Origin of the sequence: Enterobacter sp. Bisph1, assembly GCF_000814905.1 — a bacterium.
GTDB lineage: Bacteria > Pseudomonadota > Gammaproteobacteria > Enterobacterales > Enterobacteriaceae > Kosakonia.
In genome coordinates this window covers 70979-87091 of the sequence record NZ_JXAG01000030.1, presented here as the reverse complement: position 1 = coordinate 87091, position 16113 = coordinate 70979, and the positions used below count along the sequence as shown (strand labels likewise).

Below are 16113 nucleotides of genomic sequence, written 5' to 3'. Positions count from 1 at the left end.
AGCGCAGCGCTGCCGGGCAGAGTGGTTATTTACGCCATTTGCAGGTGAGGGGTTTTTCTAATTCAACAATGGCGAACAGCAGCGCGCCGACAGCGAAAGTAACGCCCCAGTAGCGCAGCGGCAGGGCTTCGGTGCCAAACAGCATCTGCATAAACGGCAGGTAGATAATCGCCAGTTGTAGCAGTAACAGGATGCCGCTGACCAGCCAGATGCCTTTATTTTTCAGCAGACCGCGCGTCAACGAGAAGCCGTTGGCGACGCGACAGTTCAGCATATAGACCCACTGCGCGGTGACCAGCGTTTGCAGCAGCACGGTACGGATAAACTCCGCGCTGTGGCCGCGCGGTTGCAGCCAGGCTTCGAGCGTAAAAGCGCAGGCGGCAATCAACGTGCCGACAAAGGCAACGCGCCAGATGGCGAAGTTGTCCATCACGTTCTCATTCACCCGGCGCGGTGGACGGTTCATAATATTGCGCTCTCCGGCTTCAAAGGCCAGCCCGAAAGAGAGCGTTGCAGAAGTCGCCATATTCATCCACAGAATCAGTACCGGCGTCAGCGGGATGACGTTGCCTGCCAGCAGGGCGATAACAATCAGCAGCCCCTGCGCAAGGTTGGTCGGCATAATAAACAGTATGGTTTTTTTCAGGTTGTCGTAAACCCGACGCCCCTCTTTAACCGCTCTGGCGATGGTGGCAAAGTTATCGTCCGTCAGCACCATATCGGCCGCCTCTTTGGTCACTTCCGTGCCCTTGATGCCCATCGCGATACCGACATCCGCTTGCTTCAGCGCCGGGGCATCATTCACCCCATCGCCGGTCATGCCCACAATTTCGCCTTTCTCCTGCAGCGCTTTTACCAGGCGCAGCTTATGCTCCGGGCTGGTGCGGGCAAAAATGTCGTACTGTACGGCGGCCTGCGCCAGCGCGGTATCGTCCATTTTTTCCAGATCGCTGCCGATAACCGCATGATCGCTGTTAGCAATGCCTAACATGCCGCCGATGCTCATTGCCGTTTGCGGATGATCGCCGGTGATCATCTTCACGCGGATCCCCGCCTGTTGGCAGGTGCGGATCGCCTCTATTGCTTCCGGGCGCGGCGGATCCATCATCCCGGCAATGCCGAGGAAGATAAGACCATTGTGCAGATCGTTATGCGTCAGTTCGCCGTGCTGCGTATCCGTGGGTTTCCACGCCGCGGCGACCATACGCAAACCTTCCTGCGCGTAACGTGCCATCTCCGCTTCCCAATAATCCCGCTGGAAGGGGGCAACGCCGTTGGCGACCTGCTGCTGCTGACAGAGGATAAACAGCACATCCGGCGCGCCGGTGACAAGGATCTGCTCCTCGCCCGCTACCCGATGGTGCGTCGCCATATATTTGTACTGGGAATCAAAGGGAATTTTGCTGCGCAGCTGTACATCGACGGTCGGCAGGGCGGCTTTGGCGGCCAACACTTTTAGCGCGCCTTCCGTTGGCCCGCCGGTAATGCCCCAGTGACCCTGCTCATCCTGCACCAGCATGCTGTCATTACAGAAATCAATGGTACGTAGATAACGCTCAACGACACTGCCTGCGGCGATTTGCAGCACGGCATTGCTGCCTTCGCAATGAATATCCCCCAGCGGCTCGTAGCTGTTGCCATCCACGCGATAACAGCCATCGGCGGTGATAATCGCTTTCACCGTCATTTCGTTCATCGTCAGCGTGCCGGTTTTATCGGAGCAGATAACCGACATTGCGCCGAGGGTTTCCACCGTGGGCAGTTTACGGATAATCGCTTTCTGGCGCGCCATTGCCTGCACGCCGAGGGACAAAATAATGGAAATGATCGCCGGTAAACCTTCCGGTACCGACGCGACGGCAAGGCTAATCAGCGACAGCAGCAGTTCGCCAAGGGGCATATCGCGCAGCAACAGGCTGAAGAAAAACAGGGCGGCCATCATGACAATAATCAGCGAGAAGATGGCTTTGCCGAGCTTATCCATCTGCACCAGCAGCGGCGTACGGTGTTTACCAATCGTCGACATCATCTGATTGATATGACCCAGTTCCGTCCCGGCGCCGGTGGCGATAACCAGCCCAAGCCCGGCACCGGCGCTGATGGTAGTGCCGGAGAAGAGCAGGTTTTTACGATCCCCCAGCGGCAGCTCACCCTCCAGCGCCGCCGTGGTTTTATCCACTACGGTGGATTCGCCGGTGAGGATCGCCTCTTCCACCCGCAGGTTATGCGCTTCCAGCACGCGTAAATCCGCCGGGATACGATCGCCTGCGCGCAGGACAACCACGTCCCCCGGCACTAAATTCCGTGTCGGCACCGTTTCATGCTGGCCGCTACGAATCACTACCGCGTCGCTGGCGAGCATATTGCGGATGCTTTTCAGGGATTTTTCCGCGTTGCTCTCCTGAATATGGCCAATCAGGGCGTTGACCACCGCCACGCCGAGAATAACCAGGGTATCGACCCAATGCCCCATCACCGCCGTTAACACGGCGGCGGCGAGCAGCACGTAAATCAATACGTCGTGGAAATGCGCCAGAAGGCGCAGCCAGCCGGGTTTACCGACTTTTTCTGGCAGCTGGTTGGCGCCATAGCGGGCCAGTCGTTCATTGGCGTCCTGTCGGTTTAAACCGGAGAGCTGGCTCTCTTGTTTCTCCAGCGCTTCACTGCATGATAATTGATACCATGGTTTTTCCGTCGCAGGCGGGATGCCGTCGTGGGGTATTTTGGTCAAGGTAAAATTCCTTCGAAATAATAAAATTATTTTGCTAACGTCATTCCTGTGCATCCTAGAGAATTATAAGAGCCTGTAGTTTGACTTTGGTCAATGCTATTCCGCTGAGAGAAATTTTATTCACTGGCAGTCATTTTAGTTTAAAAAGATTATTAATGAATATTTGTAATTATCAGATATAAATAGGTTTGTGAAATATTTTTATTTTAAGTTATTGATTTTTATGGATATAAATTCGGTGATATTTTCTTTTTTATTGGCAATAAGTGATAAAAAGAGTGAGTTAAGAAAACGAAATCTGCGATGTTTTTACAAAACAATTGTATTCAATGAAAGACATGACAAATAAAGCACAGGGAAAACGGAAATATTGATAATCATGCAACTAATCTAAAGTTGAATATATATAAGCGGCGCGGATGAATTAAGACGGGGAGGCAATAAAAAAGCGCCCGCAGGCGCTCGCTTATCAGGTAATGACCATCGGCCATTGCGGAGGAGTCTGCTGTGAGATCTCTTCCATCACCACCATCAGGTTGTGCCAAACCTTGCTGATATCCATTAGCGTAATACCCAGCAGACCGGTGGCGAACCAGCATGCTGCCGCAAGACCGATGCCGCTGCTGATCACTGCCAGCCCAATGTAATCAGCACGACGGAAACGAATGTTCAGCGTACTGGCCATAAACATCAACACTGCACTCAGTAACTGCCAGCGAAAAAGCACGACGCTGGTGGTAAGGGTAGCCATGAAAACAATCCTCAGAAAGAACCGAATAGCGTGCGGACAGGCGCTTTGCGCGACGGGCAATGGGGCGGATCCGCGGGTAGCACAACCAAAAGAAACGGCGTTCCCCGTTTCATTAATGTGTGAACTATATCACATTTGTTCTTTTATTCGCCAGTACAAAAAGCGTGCTTTTTTAGCAGGCTGCGTATTTTTTTGCGAAAGATATATCATCAATATATTGTCTCAACCTAAGAATGAGTGAATTTGTCAGGTAATACCTTTGTGTGATATTTAGTTGCCAAATAGCCACTTTATTTACAGTTTGCAGCGCATCTATTATGCTTTTGAGGAAATTCCTGGCAGCCGGCGAATGATGATTAAGGGTTTTAATCTCTATCGATATATTCTTTTTTATAACGTAGCTTGCGTCTTAAAATGATTTCCTGCGCCTGCTTTCGTTAATTGCATTAATGGCCACATTTTCTTTTTTTCTACTGAAATCATGATGAGCTGGTTTGGCGTTTTATAACCTGCGAATGAAAAAAATATGAAAAAAGAACATCCCGCCTTGCCTCCCGGCGATGCTGCTGCAGCGTTGACGGTGCTGGCCAGGTTAATGCCGTGGCTAACTGCAAAACGTACGATGGAAGAGATATTACAGGCCATTAACGCGGCGCTGGGATCGACGCTCGCGTGGGTGGCTATCAGGCAGGAGAGTGAATGGCGGATGGTCAGCGCAGGCCAGCCAGCCTGTGCTTTACCGGATGCGCAAACCTTGCTTGCGCAGTCGCAGCTGTGCCGTCATCATCGCGCATGGCGGGTGATTTGCTGGCGACGACATGCCGGTGATATCTTATTTCCTGATGATAAGATTATCGCCCGTCAGCTTAAAAGCGGTATTTTATGTAAGCTCAATTATAAAGAATTGGGTTTGGAAGGGTATTTCTTTGTCGCCTTTGCGCAGCCCTTGCATTCGTTATCGATAATTAAAAGCCTTATTATTGTTCTGGTGGAAAAACTAAAGGATTACTTTGCGGATATCGTCTTAAGGGAACGCACAGAAAAAGAGATGCAGCGTATTGTCACGCAATATAAAGCCTTATTCGAACGCGCGCCGGTGTTAATGAACTGCTTTGATAAAAATAATCGCTGCATATTATGGAATGGCGAATGTGAACGCTTATTCGGCTGGAGCATGCACGAGCTTAACCAGCAGGCCGATCCGTTAGCTTTATTTTTCCCCGATGCGGGGATCCGCCAAAAAGTGCGTGCTTCAGTTAATACATCCCCCGCCGTCGACATGCATGAATGGCATCCGGTACGTCGCGATGGTCAGGTCCTGACCGTACTGTGGTCGAATATCCAACTGCCGGATCACTCGGTGCTTAGCGTTGGGCTTGATATCACCGAGCGGAAAAAGGTGGAACGGCAGATGGAAATGAAAGCGACCATCGATGATTTAACCGGTTGCTATAATCGTTTTTCCATGCTGCGCAAGCTAAAAGAGGCGCTGGTCACATGTCGACCCGACGATCCGCGCAGCCATTTCAGCCTGCTGATGCTGGATCTCGATCACTTTAAAAACATCAACGATCGCTGGGGTCATTTGACCGGCGATGCCGCGCTTATTCATTTTTGCGATCAGATCCGTGAACATTGCGATCCGTCGGCGATTTTTGGCCGTTTAGGCGGTGAGGAATTTCTGATAATGATGCCGCACACCAACAGCAAGCTGGCTCTGCGTTTCAGTCAAAAAATGCGCATTGCGTTGGCGCAAAATCCGTTGTTTAGCAATGGTGAAAAAATAGCCTTATCCTTTAGCGCGGGTTTAGTATTTGTTAACGGTGGGCAGACCGATACTTCAGTGCTGCTTACTCTTGCGGATAACGCCCTGTACGCTGCAAAGCGTGCCGGCAGGAGTAAAACCGTGGTGGTTGATGCCATGCTATAAATGGCAAAGAAATTATGCACAATCGACCGCTGGAGATGAAAAAATATCCGCATCGGCCTTCTTTTTTTTATCCTGCGGTCAGTTTGGCTTAATCAGCGATTCTCTGTCGTATTAAGTTAAAAGCTTACAGGCGGATGGATTAATATTTTTCCTAATATAAACCCAGCCGCCACGCTAAGTTTCCTTTATCATCCGCTGTTCCCGCCATAACCAAATATTAAGTTTGTAATGAGAAAAGTCAGTTGCTAATGGCGCGTGATTCATGCAACGTAATCACCTCTTTATCAAAGCCTCCTGCCAAACATTAAAAGGCACATCAAATGCATGGATATAGGCGGACATGAATCATAGCGTGCGTCGCAGGATGTTCAGAGTCGTCGGCATCATAATAGCAGTGCTTTTGCCGTTGATGCTTTCGCTATGGTTTGCACATATCCGCGCGGTAAAAGAAACAGATGCTCAGCTCAAGTCATTTGCCCTGTTAGCATTAAATAAGACAGAACGCGTTATCCAGCAGGCCGATACGGTTCGTAGCGCCGCCGAACATTATCACGGGGAAATTTGCACGCCGGAACACCGTACGGCGATGCTCAATATTGTGCGCGGCAGCCTGTACGTTGAGGATTTAATTTATGCCCGCGGTGACCATTTTTTATGTTCGAGCGTAATAGCGCCCGAGCAATCGTTCGTTATTTCACCGGCTGATTACCGTCGCCCGCCGAATATTGCCGTTTATTATTACCGCGATACGCCTTTATACGCAGGTTATAAAATGGTTTACGTGCAAAGGGGGAATTATGTAGCAGTAATTAATCCCCACACCTATAGCGATGTTGCCTCAGAAGATAGCGAACTGACTTACGGTATATACGATACGGTTACCAACCAGTTTTTTTCCCTCAGTAAAAATGCGCAACTTGATAACCTGGCTCAATGGCTGCACAGCGGTCGTTTAACATTCCAGCAGGAACGACGTTTTTACATCATTGTCCATTCGGATACGCGTCCGGTGGGGATCATTGTTTCGACCTCCGATAAGCGCTATTTTCAGTTTTTTATTCGCCAGGTGACATTTACGCTGCCGTTGGGGGCGATTGGCAGCATGCTTCTGCTATTAATCTGGTCGCGAACACGGCAGGAGTTTACCTCTCCGCGCCGCATGCTTCATCGGGCATTAACTCGCCGCCAGCTTCGCCTGCATTACCAACCTATTATTGATATCAAAAACGGCACCTGCGTGGGGGCTGAAGCGTTATTACGTTGGCCGGGATTTAATGGTCCGGTGATGAGCCCGGCGGAATTTATCCCGCTGGCGGAAAAAGAGGGGATGAATGAGCGTATTACGGATTACGTGGTCGATGAATTATTCAACGATATCGGTGATTTCCTTGCGGTAGTGCCGCACCTCTATATCTCTATAAACCTCTCCGCCAGCGATTTTCACTCATCACGCCTGATTTCAATGATTGCCAATAAAGCCAAAATGTATGCAGTGCGCGCTGAGCAAATTAAGATTGAAGTGACCGAACGTGGGTTTATTGATGTACCGAAGACCACACCGGTTATTCAGGCGTTTCGCCAGGCGGGTTATGAAGTGGCGATTGATGATTTCGGTACCGGCTACTCCAATCTGCATAATCTCTACTCCCTCAATGTCGATATCCTGAAAATCGACAAATCCTTTATTGATACACTGACCACCAATAGCACCAGCCATTTGATCGCAGAACATATTATTGAGATGGCGCAAAGCCTGCGCTTGAAAATTATCGCGGAAGGGGTCGAGACGGCGGAACAGGTCAGTTGGTTATTAAAGCGCGGTGTACAGTTCTGTCAGGGGTGGTACTTTGCAAAGGCGCTGCCGTCGCAGGAGTTTAAACGCTGGGTACAGCAGCCGCCTTCGTTAAAGTAATCTCTCATTAGGCTTGATGACGGTAATCGCTGGGCGTGCGATCGAATTCCCGGCGAAACACCCGCGAGAATGTCTGCTGCGAGACATAACCCAAATCCATCGCAATATCAAAAATAGGCCGCTGCGTAGTGCGCAGCGCCTGCGCTGCCAGCAGTAAGCGGCGCTGGCGAATATAGTCGCCCAGCGTTTGATGCATGACGGTGCGGAACATCCTTTGTAAATACCACTTCGAATAGCCTGACTTTCTGGCGACAACATCAATATTCATCGGCTGGTCGATATGATCATCGATCCATTCAATAAGTGTCTGAATAATTTGTTGATGGGACATATCTCTTCCTCATTTCCCGATTCGTCGTTGAGTCCGAAAGGGAGTATAATTCCTCAAGTTAACTTGAGGTAAAGAGGTTTTATGGAAAAGAAAACGCCACGTTTTAAAGCCTTGCTCAGCCCCGGTGAAGTGGCGAAACGCAGCGGGGTGGCCGTCTCGGCGCTGCACTTTTATGAAAGCAAAGGCTTAATAAAAAGTACCCGTAACAGCGGTAATCAGCGGCGCTATCAGCGTGATGTCCTGCGCTATGTGGCGATCATTAAAATTGCCCAGCGCATCGGTATTCCGCTGTCGACCATTGGCGATGCATTTGGCGTCCTGCCAGAAGGGCATAGCCTGAGTAAGAAAGAGTGGAAACAGCTCTCATCCCAGTGGCGAGAAGAGCTGGACCGGCGCATTCATACCCTGGTGGCTTTACGCGATGAATTAGAGGGCTGCATCGGCTGCGGTTGTCTGTCGCGCAGCGATTGTCCGCTGCGTAATCCTGGCGACCGGCTTGGGCAAGAAGGTACCGGCGCGCGCCTGCTGGAAGATGAATGACACGCCAAAAAAACTAAAGCGCCCGTTGGGGGGCGCTTTAGTCGTTTTCCGGTCTTTGTCTTTCTCTCTATCCCGTTCTGTCACAGGAGGGTTTCCCCCGACATCAGCATCCCTCATAAATGGCAGGTTCCGGATTGTGCTGACACTTTAAGTGTAGGCCGCTTTATCCTGATTGCTACTTTTTTGAGCAATTATTTTTGTCTTTTTTTTCGCCGCCGTCAGACGCCGTTACCTATAGTTAATGTGTCTGAATTCTCAGGAGAAAAGCATGCTTACGCTGCATCACCTTAATCAATCTCGTTCCCAGCGCGTGCTCTGGGCGTTAGAAGAGCTGGGCGTGCCATATCAAATAGTGCGCTATCAACGGCAAAAATCGATGCTGGCGCCGGACTCGCTGAAAAAAGTCCACCCGCTGGGTAAATCGCCGGTAGTGGAAGATGAGGGGCTCATCCTCGCTGAATCCGGCGCGATCCTCGAATATTTGCAGGAAACCTACGATCCGCAGCAGCGTTTTAAGCCCGAAGAGACGAAACAGAAGCAGGATTACCGTTTCTGGCTGCATTATGCCGAAGGCTCATTAATGCCGCTGCTATTAATGAAGCTGGTAATGAGTACGTTAGGCAAACCCCCGGTACCCTTCGGCGTGCGCAGCGTCGGTAAGCTGCTTGCAAAAGGCGTTGATAAGGCGTTTCTCAGACAGCAAATCGAAACCCATGCCCGCTTTATGGAGTCTGAACTGGCGCAGCGTAGCTGGTTCGCCGGCGATCGGCTGACGATGGCGGATATCCAGATGAGTTTTCCGGTCTTCGCACTGCTGGCGCGCGGTGGGGTGGATAATTTACCTAACCTGCAGGCGTGGAAGAAAAGGGTAGAAATGCGCCCGGCCTGGCAACGGGCGGTGGTGCAGGGGGGGCCGTTCGATCTGCCCGGCAGCTGAAATTGATCATAAAATGTTGCAAAGATGCGCATCGACGATAACGTTTGCGCATCCAGCGACCACTTCTTCGCCTCCTCTGGCGATATTTCGCAAAAAGCGGCAAAGTTCAGTTGAAAAGCGCCATATAAACGCTAGATAATCGTTTGCCTTTTTTTGACTACCCGTTGTATGCGCGGAGTTAAACGATTGCTTTTTTGTGGCCCTTTGCCGCAATGCAGCCCAGGGAGATGACGTTTAACCGGCAGTGGATTGTCCACCACGCATGCTAACGCACAATAAAATTCTCAGAGGATGTCTCTATGTCTACGCCTTCTGCGCGTACCGGCGGTTCGCTTGACGCACTGTTTAAAATTTCTGCCCGTGGCAGCACTGTTCGTCAGGAAATCGTTGCCGGTTTAACCACCTTTCTGGCGATGGTCTACTCCGTCATCGTTGTACCCGGCATGCTGGGTAAAGCCGGTTTCCCACCTGCGGCAGTGTTTGTCTCCACCTGCCTGGTGGCCGGTGTGGGCTCAATTGTGATGGGGCTGTGGGCGAATCTGCCGCTGGCTATCGGTTGCGCCATTTCTTTAACCGCATTCACAGCCTTTAGCCTGGTGCTGGGTCAGCATATCAGCGTGCCGGTTGCGCTTGGCGCGGTGTTCCTGATGGGTGTGCTGTTTACCGTTATCTCTGCGACCGGCATTCGTAGCTGGATCCTGCGCAATCTGCCGCAAGGCGTTGCGCACGGCACCGGTATCGGTATCGGCCTGTTTCTGCTGCTGATTGCCGCAAATGGCGTAGGCCTGGTGATTAAGAACCCGCTGGATGGCCTGCCGGTCACCCTCGGTCACTTCGCCAGCTTCCCGGTGATTATGTCGCTGATTGGTCTGGCGATAATTATCGGGCTTGAGAAGCTGAAAGTCCCGGGTGGCATTCTGCTGACCATTATCGGCGTGTCGATTGTCGGGCTGATTTTCGACCCGAATGTGCACTTCTCCGGCATCTTCGCGATGCCATCCCTGAGTGATGACAAAGGCAACTCACTCATCGGTAGCCTGGATATCATTGGCGCGCTGAATCCGCTGGTGTTACCAAGCGTGCTGGCGCTGGTGATGACGGCGGTATTTGACGCCACCGGTACTATCCGCGCGGTGGCTGGCCAGGCCAACCTGCTGGATAAAGATGGTCAGATTATTGATGGCGGCAAAGCGCTGACCACCGACTCCCTGAGTAGCGTATTCTCAGGGCTGGTGGGTGCGGCACCGGCGGCGGTATACATTGAATCCGCGGCAGGTACGGCGGCAGGTGGTAAAACCGGCCTGACGGCAATTACCGTTGGCGTGTTGTTCCTGCTGATTCTGTTCCTCTCCCCGCTCTCTTACCTGGTGCCGGCCTATGCCACCGCACCGGCGCTGATGTACGTTGGCCTGCTGATGCTGAGCAACGTGGCGAAAATCGATTTCGCCGACTTCGTCGATGCGATGTCGGGGCTTATCACCGCCGTGTTTATCGTGCTGACCTGCAACATTGTTACCGGCATCATGATTGGCTTTGCTTCGCTGGTGATTGGCCGCGTGGTCTCGGGCGAATGGCGTAAGCTGAATATCGGTACGGTGGTGATTGCCATCGCGCTGGTGGCTTTTTACGCCGGCGGCTGGGCGATTTAATCCTGCGTTTCCCTCTGTTCGTACAGGGGGAAAGATATATTTTCATGCTCCGGGCGACGTTGGTCGCCCATTTTTTTGCCCCCAACCCGGTTGCTTTGCGTTAAGCTAAAAGTCATGGCTCCAGGGCGTGAGCCTTTATAACAACACATCGCAACCAGGGACCGCATGGAAATTTTCTTTACTATTCTCATCATGACACTTGTCGTCTCGCTTTCCGGCGTGGTGACGCGTGTCCTACCGTTTCAAATCCCGCTCCCGCTGATGCAAATCGCCATCGGTGCGCTACTGGCTTTCCCCACTTTTGGCCTGCACGTGGAGTTCGACCCGGAACTGTTTCTGGTTCTGTTTATTCCACCGCTGCTGTTCGCCGACGGCTGGAAAACGCCAACGCGTGAGTTCCTCGAACACGGCCGCGAAATCTTCGGTCTGGCGCTGGCGCTGGTGGTGGTGACCGTCGTCGGGATTGGCTTCTTAATTTACTGGATAGTGCCGGGTATTCCGCTGATTCCGGCCTTTGCGCTGGCGGCAGTGTTGTCGCCGACGGATGCCGTCGCGCTCTCGGGTATTGTCGGCGAGGGGCGCATTCCGAAGAAGATCATGGGTATTTTGCAGGGCGAGGCGCTGATGAACGACGCCTCAGGCCTGGTGTCGCTTAAATTCGCCGTCGCCGTTGCGATGGGCACGATGATCTTTACTATCGGTGGCGCAACCGTTGAATTTTTCAAAGTGGCGATAGGCGGTCTGCTGGCCGGGTTTGCGGTGAGCTGGCTATATGGTCGCTCCCTGCGCTTTCTTAGCCGCTGGGGCGGCGATGAACCGGCAACGCAAATCGTCCTGTTGTTCCTGCTGCCGTTCGCCTCCTACCTGATTGCAGAACATATAGGCTTTTCCGGCATTCTCGCGGCGGTGGCAGCGGGGATGACCATTACCCGTTCTGGCGTGATGCGTAACGCACCGCTGGCGATGCGCCTGCGCGCCAATAGCACCTGGGCGATGCTGGAGTTTGTCTTTAACGGCATGGTGTTTTTGCTGTTGGGCCTGCAGCTGCCGGGTATCCTGGAGTCATCGCTGGTGGCGGCAGAAGCCGATCCGAACGTTGAAACCTGGATGCTGTTCACCGATATCGTGCTGATTTACGCGGCGCTGATGTTGGTGCGTTTTGGCTGGCTATGGACGATGAAAAGGTTCAGTCAGCGCGTGCTGGTGAATAAACCGATGGAGTTTGGTTCATGGAGCACGCGCGAGCTGCTGATTGCCACCTTTGCCGGGGTGCGCGGCGCTATCACCCTCGCCGGTGTGCTCTCTATTCCGCTGTTGCTGCCGACCGGCGACGTCTTTCCGGCGCGCTATGAACTGGTGTTCCTCGCCGCCGGGGTGATCCTTTTCTCCCTGTTTGTCGGTGTGATCGCGCTACCTGCGCTGCTGCAACATATTGAAGTGCGCGACCACGCGCAGCAGTTTAAAGAGGAACGCATGGCGCGGGCGGTCACCGCTGAGGTAGCCATTGTCGCCATTCAGAAGATGGAAGAGCGGCTGGCGGCAGACACCAAAGAGAACATCGATAACCAGCTGCTGACGGAAGTCAGTTCGCGGGTGATTGGTAATCTGCGTCGCCGCGCCGATGGCAGCAATAACGCCGAGAGTTCGCTACAAGAAGAGAATCTGGAACGCCGCTTCCGCCTCGCGGCGCTGCGCTCGGAGCGCGCCGAGCTTTACCACCTGCGCGCCACCCGGCAGATCAGTAACGAGACGCTGCTAAAAATGCTCCACGATCTCGACCTGCTGGAAGCGCTGCTGCTAGAGAACAAGTAACCCGCTGGGCCGGACAGCTTGTTGCCGCTGTCCGGCTTAAGCCGGGCCTTTCTCTTCGCGCCGCAGCTCTTTTAGCTCCCCATCAAAGATCGGGAAGTCGCAGGGTCACTGCTTTTTCAGCCTGGCGACCAGCTCGAACTCGCTAAAGTTAATCGGGCGCTGTTGTTGCATTGAAAGGTTGCCAGCAATCCCCGTCAGAATCGACATTGCGCCGGCGCGGTGATCGGCGGCGCGTTTAAGCGGGTCATTGCCGGGCGTACCGAACAGGTCCGCCAGCATCGCGTTATCCCCGCCGCCGTGGCCGCCTTCGCCAAGGGTGAATTCGGCTTTCCACGGTTCGGCAAACATCGGAAAGACGGTGATATCACAGGATTCGAGGCTGCCTTCATTGGCGCGCTCGCCGCCCGCATTCACGTAGGATTTCTCGACGATCTTCATCTCCAGCCGCCCGAGGCTGCCGTTAAACACCACGTTTAACCCTTCCCATGGCAGATAGGTATTAAGCGAATAGCTCAGTTGGCACTGGTTCTGGTATTTCACCAGCACCGACAGCGTATCTTCAATGGTAATCCCGTCGCTGAACACGCTCTGGTCGCGCCAGTAGTTATCTTCATGCTCCGCATCCAGGTACAGCGCTTTAAGCTGCGCGTTGTCGGCCATATGTAGCGCAAAAGGATCGTCTTTGGCGGCGGCATAACCGTGGGCGCGTGGATAGAACTGCGTTACGCCGCGCTTTTCCGCGTTCTCTTTCCCGTAGAAGCGCAGCCCGCCCTCGGCATACACGCGCTGGGGATAGCTATCGAGCCAGAAGTTCATCAGGTCGAAATGGTGGGTTGATTTATGCACCAGCAGCCCGCCGCTGTTGCGTTTTTCCCTGTGCCAGCGGCGGAAATAGTCCGCGCCATGTTCGGTATTCAGCAGCCACTCAAAATGCACCGAATAGACCTCGCCGATGGTGTTGTTCATCAGCAGCTCGCGCACTTTGCTGTGGTGCGGCGCATAGCGGTAATTAAACGCCACGCGCACGGTTTTACCGGTCTCTTCAATGGCATCAAGAATGCGCAGCGCGCGCTGCTCATCGATGGTCATCGGTTTTTCGGTGATCACATCGCAACCGGCGCGTAAGGCACGAACAATGTAATCGTCATGGGTACGATCCATGGTGGTGACAATAACGATATCGGGCCGGGTTTCGGCGATCATCGTTTCAAACTGATCTGCTTTCCACGTCGAAACCGGCTGCGCGTCCTCGTTTTGCAATAGCTGATTGGCGTAATCCATACGTGTCTGGTTGCTGTCGCAAAACGCCACCATCCGGGCATTGTCTTTCCACTGCCCGCCGATGGCGGCAATATAGAGCCCGGCGCGCCCGCCGGTTCCCACTAAAGCATACTTTTTCATTATCGCCTCTACAGTTATAAATGAATTAATGTGCTGAACTATTAAAAACACTGTTTCAATTATCTGCAGGTAATGTAGCGCGCGGACAAAAAGAGAGGCAGGAAAAAGGCGGGAAAATGTGATCCCCGGCCATTACTGACCGGGGAGAGGGGTTTAGTGAGCGCGGCCCTGTTCGATGCCGATCCCGGTTTGCGAGCGGATAAACTGGGCGCGGAACAGTTCACGTTCCTGCCTGCCCGCTTCGGTATTATCGGTGGCGGAGAAGATCCAGATCCCAATAAACGCCACGGCAATGGAGAACAGCGCCGGGTATTCATAGGGGAATACCGGTGCGGCGTGGCCTAAGATCTGCACCCAAATGGTTGGGCCAAGGATCATCAGAATCACCGCCGTCAGCAGGCCGAGCCAGCCGCCGATCATCGCGCCGCGCGTGGTCAGCTTCGACCAGTACATGGAGAGCAGAATGATCGGGAAGTTACAGCTGGCGGCGATGGAGAAGGCGAGCCCAACCATAAAGGCGATATTCTGTTTTTCAAACAAAATACCCAGCAGGATAGCGACCACGCCCAGCACCAACACGGTGATTTTCGAAACCTTCAGCTCCTGGCGCTCCGTCGCGCCTTTGCGGATAACGTTAGCGTAGAGATCGTGGGAGACTGCAGAGGCGCCCGCCAGCGTTAACCCGGCGACCACCGCCAGAATGGTGGCAAAGGCGACGGCGGAGATAAAGCCGAGGAACAGGTTGCCGCCGACGGCATCCGCCAGATGTACCGCCGCCATATTATTGCCGCCAATCAGCGCGCCCGCCGCGTCTTTAAACGCCGGGTTGGCACCCACCAGCATGATCGCGCCAAAACCGATAATAAAGGTCAGAATATAGAAGTAACCCATAAAGCCGGTGGCGTAAAAGACGCTTTTCCGCGCTTCGCGCGCATCGCTAACGGTGAAGAAACGCATCAGAATATGCGGCAAACCGGCGGTGCCAAACATCAGCCCCAGACCCAGCGACAGCGCCGAAACCGGATCTTTCACCAACCCGCCAGGGCTCATAATCGCCGCGCCTTTCGGGTGGACGGCCATCGCTTCGGTGAACAGATTGTTGAAGCTAAAACCAACATGCTTCATCACCATAAAGGCCATAAAGCTTGCGCCGAACAGCAGCAGTACGGCTTTGATAATCTGTACCCAGGTGGTGGCGAGCATACCGCCGAACAGTACGTACATCACCATCAGCACGCCCACCAGCACTACCGCGACGTGATAGTTCAGACCAAACAGCAGCTGAATTAATTTGCCCGCACCGACCATCTGCGCAATCAAGTAAAGCGCCACGACCACCAGCGAGCCGCAGGCGGACAGGATGCGAATCGGCCCCTGTTTCAGGCGATAAGAGGCGACGTCGGCAAAGGTATAGCGGCCAAGGTTACGCAGGCGTTCGGCGATTAAAAACAGGATAATCGGCCAGCCGACCAGAAAGCCGAGGGAGTAAATCAGCCCATCGTAGCCGGAGGTATAAACCAGCGCGGAGATACCGAGGAACGAGGCCGCCGACATAAAGTCTCCGGCAATTGCCAGCCCGTTCTGGAAACCGGTGATATTGCCGCCTGCGGTGTAATAGTCGTTGCGCGACCGCACCCGTTTCGAGGCCCAGTAGGTGATATATAAGGTCAGCGCCACAAAAATCACGAACATGATAATGGCCTGCCAGTTGGTCGGCTGACGCTGTACCTCTCCGGTAAGGGCATCGGCAGCGGAAGCGGTAAAAGGAAGTGTGGCGGCCAGCGCCGTCAGGACTCTCTTCATGATGCTTTTACCTCGCTAAGAATCGCTTTTGTCAGGCGATCGAACTCGCCATTTGCCCGCCAGACATACACACCGGTGAGCACAAACGACACCACAATCACCCCGATACCAATCGGAATGCCGCGCGTGACGTGCGTATCCGCCGACAGCGGTGTGCCGAGCCAGTGGGGCGCAAAGGCGATAAGCAAAATAAAACCGACATAGATTATCAACATGATAATCGACAGGATAAAGGCAAACCGTTGCCGTTTTTCAACTAACTCCCTGAATTGCGCACTGTTTTCTATCTGTTGATAAATATTATTCATCACAGAAT

The 16113-nt window shown here is 53.1% G+C and carries 12 protein-coding genes; 6 read left to right on the top strand and 6 right to left on the bottom strand.

What is annotated here, in order from left to right:
* Positions 1-25: 25 nt before the first annotated feature.
* Positions 26-2731: a cation-transporting P-type ATPase gene (locus RW65_RS05705; protein ID WP_231564361.1), complete on the bottom strand. Its 2706-nt coding sequence runs from the start codon at positions 2729-2731 to the stop codon at positions 26-28.
* Between the two features lie 469 nt (positions 2732-3200).
* Positions 3201-3482 carry a YjcB family protein gene (locus tag RW65_RS05700; RefSeq protein ID WP_039055716.1) on the bottom strand — a complete coding sequence of 94 codons (282 nt, stop codon included), beginning with the start codon at positions 3480-3482 and terminating at the stop codon, positions 3201-3203.
* Between the two features lie 526 nt (positions 3483-4008).
* Between RW65_RS05700 and RW65_RS05695 the strand changes: the two genes are divergently transcribed.
* Both RW65_RS05695 and pdeC read left to right on the top strand, forming a co-directional pair.
* Complete coding sequence (locus RW65_RS05695) at positions 4009-5412, top strand: GGDEF domain-containing protein (RefSeq protein WP_039055715.1); 1404 nt, start codon at positions 4009-4011, stop codon at positions 5410-5412.
* A 340-nt stretch (positions 5413-5752) separates the two neighbouring features.
* A complete protein-coding gene (pdeC, locus tag RW65_RS05690) occupies positions 5753-7324 on the top strand; it encodes a cyclic di-3',5'-guanosine monophosphate phosphodiesterase PdeC (protein WP_039055714.1) in 1572 nt (523 codons plus the stop codon).
* Positions 7325-7331: 7 nt separating this feature from the next.
* Here the strand turns inward: pdeC and soxS are convergent, their stop codons facing one another.
* Positions 7332-7655: a superoxide response transcriptional regulator SoxS gene (soxS, locus tag RW65_RS05685; protein ID WP_039055713.1), complete on the bottom strand. Its 324-nt coding sequence runs from the start codon at positions 7653-7655 to the stop codon at positions 7332-7334.
* Positions 7656-7736: 81 nt separating this feature from the next.
* On the opposite strand from soxS, the gene soxR reads away from it, so the two are divergent.
* The 4 genes from soxR to RW65_RS05665 all read left to right on the top strand — a co-directional run bounded on the left by soxR (position 7737) and on the right by RW65_RS05665 (position 12593).
* The gene (soxR, locus tag RW65_RS05680; protein ID WP_039055712.1) at positions 7737-8195 is read left to right on the top strand and encodes a redox-sensitive transcriptional activator SoxR; all 459 of its coding nucleotides are present in this window, start codon (positions 7737-7739) and stop codon (positions 8193-8195) included.
* A 268-nt stretch (positions 8196-8463) separates the two neighbouring features.
* A complete protein-coding gene (locus RW65_RS05675) occupies positions 8464-9132 on the top strand; it encodes a glutathione S-transferase family protein (RefSeq protein ID WP_039055711.1) in 669 nt (222 codons plus the stop codon).
* Between the two features lie 299 nt (positions 9133-9431).
* Positions 9432-10781 (top strand): guanine/hypoxanthine transporter GhxP, encoded by a 1350-nt coding sequence (gene ghxP, locus RW65_RS05670; RefSeq protein WP_039055710.1) that lies wholly within the window; start codon positions 9432-9434, stop codon positions 10779-10781.
* 165 nt (positions 10782-10946) lie between these two features.
* Positions 10947-12593, top strand: coding sequence for a Na+/H+ antiporter (locus tag RW65_RS05665; RefSeq protein WP_039055709.1), 1647 nt, complete (start codon positions 10947-10949; stop codon positions 12591-12593).
* A 105-nt stretch (positions 12594-12698) separates the two neighbouring features.
* Here the strand turns inward: RW65_RS05665 and RW65_RS05660 are convergent, their stop codons facing one another.
* The 3 genes from RW65_RS05660 to RW65_RS05650 all read right to left on the bottom strand — a co-directional run bounded on the left by RW65_RS05660 (position 12699) and on the right by RW65_RS05650 (position 16108).
* Entirely contained in the window at positions 12699-13994 is a 1296-nt protein-coding gene (locus RW65_RS05660; protein WP_039055708.1) for a Gfo/Idh/MocA family protein, read from the bottom strand.
* Positions 13995-14147: 153 nt separating this feature from the next.
* Positions 14148-15797 (bottom strand): cation/acetate symporter ActP, encoded by a 1650-nt coding sequence (actP, locus tag RW65_RS05655; RefSeq protein WP_039055707.1) that lies wholly within the window; start codon positions 15795-15797, stop codon positions 14148-14150.
* On the bottom strand, positions 15794-16108 hold the full coding sequence (locus tag RW65_RS05650; RefSeq protein WP_197058866.1) for a DUF485 domain-containing protein: 315 nt from the start codon (positions 16106-16108) through the stop codon (positions 15794-15796). The genes actP and RW65_RS05650 overlap by 4 nt, the downstream gene beginning before the upstream one ends.
* Positions 16109-16113: the final 5 nt, after the last annotated feature.

What these genes read in the sequence shown, in the direction of transcription:
- RW65_RS05700 (WP_039055716.1), bottom strand. Translation starts at nt 3,482, where the DNA reads ATGGCTACCCTTACCACCAGCGTCGTGCTTTTTCGCTGGCAGTTACTG.
- RW65_RS05695 (WP_039055715.1), top strand. Translation starts at nt 4,009, where the DNA reads ATGAAAAAAGAACATCCCGCCTTGCCTCCCGGCGATGCTGCTGCAGCG.
- pdeC (WP_039055714.1), top strand. Translation starts at nt 5,753, where the DNA reads ATGAATCATAGCGTGCGTCGCAGGATGTTCAGAGTCGTCGGCATCATA.
- soxS (WP_039055713.1), bottom strand. Translation starts at nt 7,655, where the DNA reads ATGTCCCATCAACAAATTATTCAGACACTTATTGAATGGATCGATGAT.
- soxR (WP_039055712.1), top strand. Translation starts at nt 7,737, where the DNA reads ATGGAAAAGAAAACGCCACGTTTTAAAGCCTTGCTCAGCCCCGGTGAA.
- RW65_RS05675 (WP_039055711.1), top strand. Translation starts at nt 8,464, where the DNA reads ATGCTTACGCTGCATCACCTTAATCAATCTCGTTCCCAGCGCGTGCTC.
- ghxP (WP_039055710.1), top strand. Translation starts at nt 9,432, where the DNA reads ATGTCTACGCCTTCTGCGCGTACCGGCGGTTCGCTTGACGCACTGTTT.
- RW65_RS05665 (WP_039055709.1), top strand. Translation starts at nt 10,947, where the DNA reads ATGGAAATTTTCTTTACTATTCTCATCATGACACTTGTCGTCTCGCTT.
- RW65_RS05660 (WP_039055708.1), bottom strand. Translation starts at nt 13,994, where the DNA reads ATGAAAAAGTATGCTTTAGTGGGAACCGGCGGGCGCGCCGGGCTCTAT.
- actP (WP_039055707.1), bottom strand. Translation starts at nt 15,797, where the DNA reads ATGAAGAGAGTCCTGACGGCGCTGGCCGCCACACTTCCTTTTACCGCT.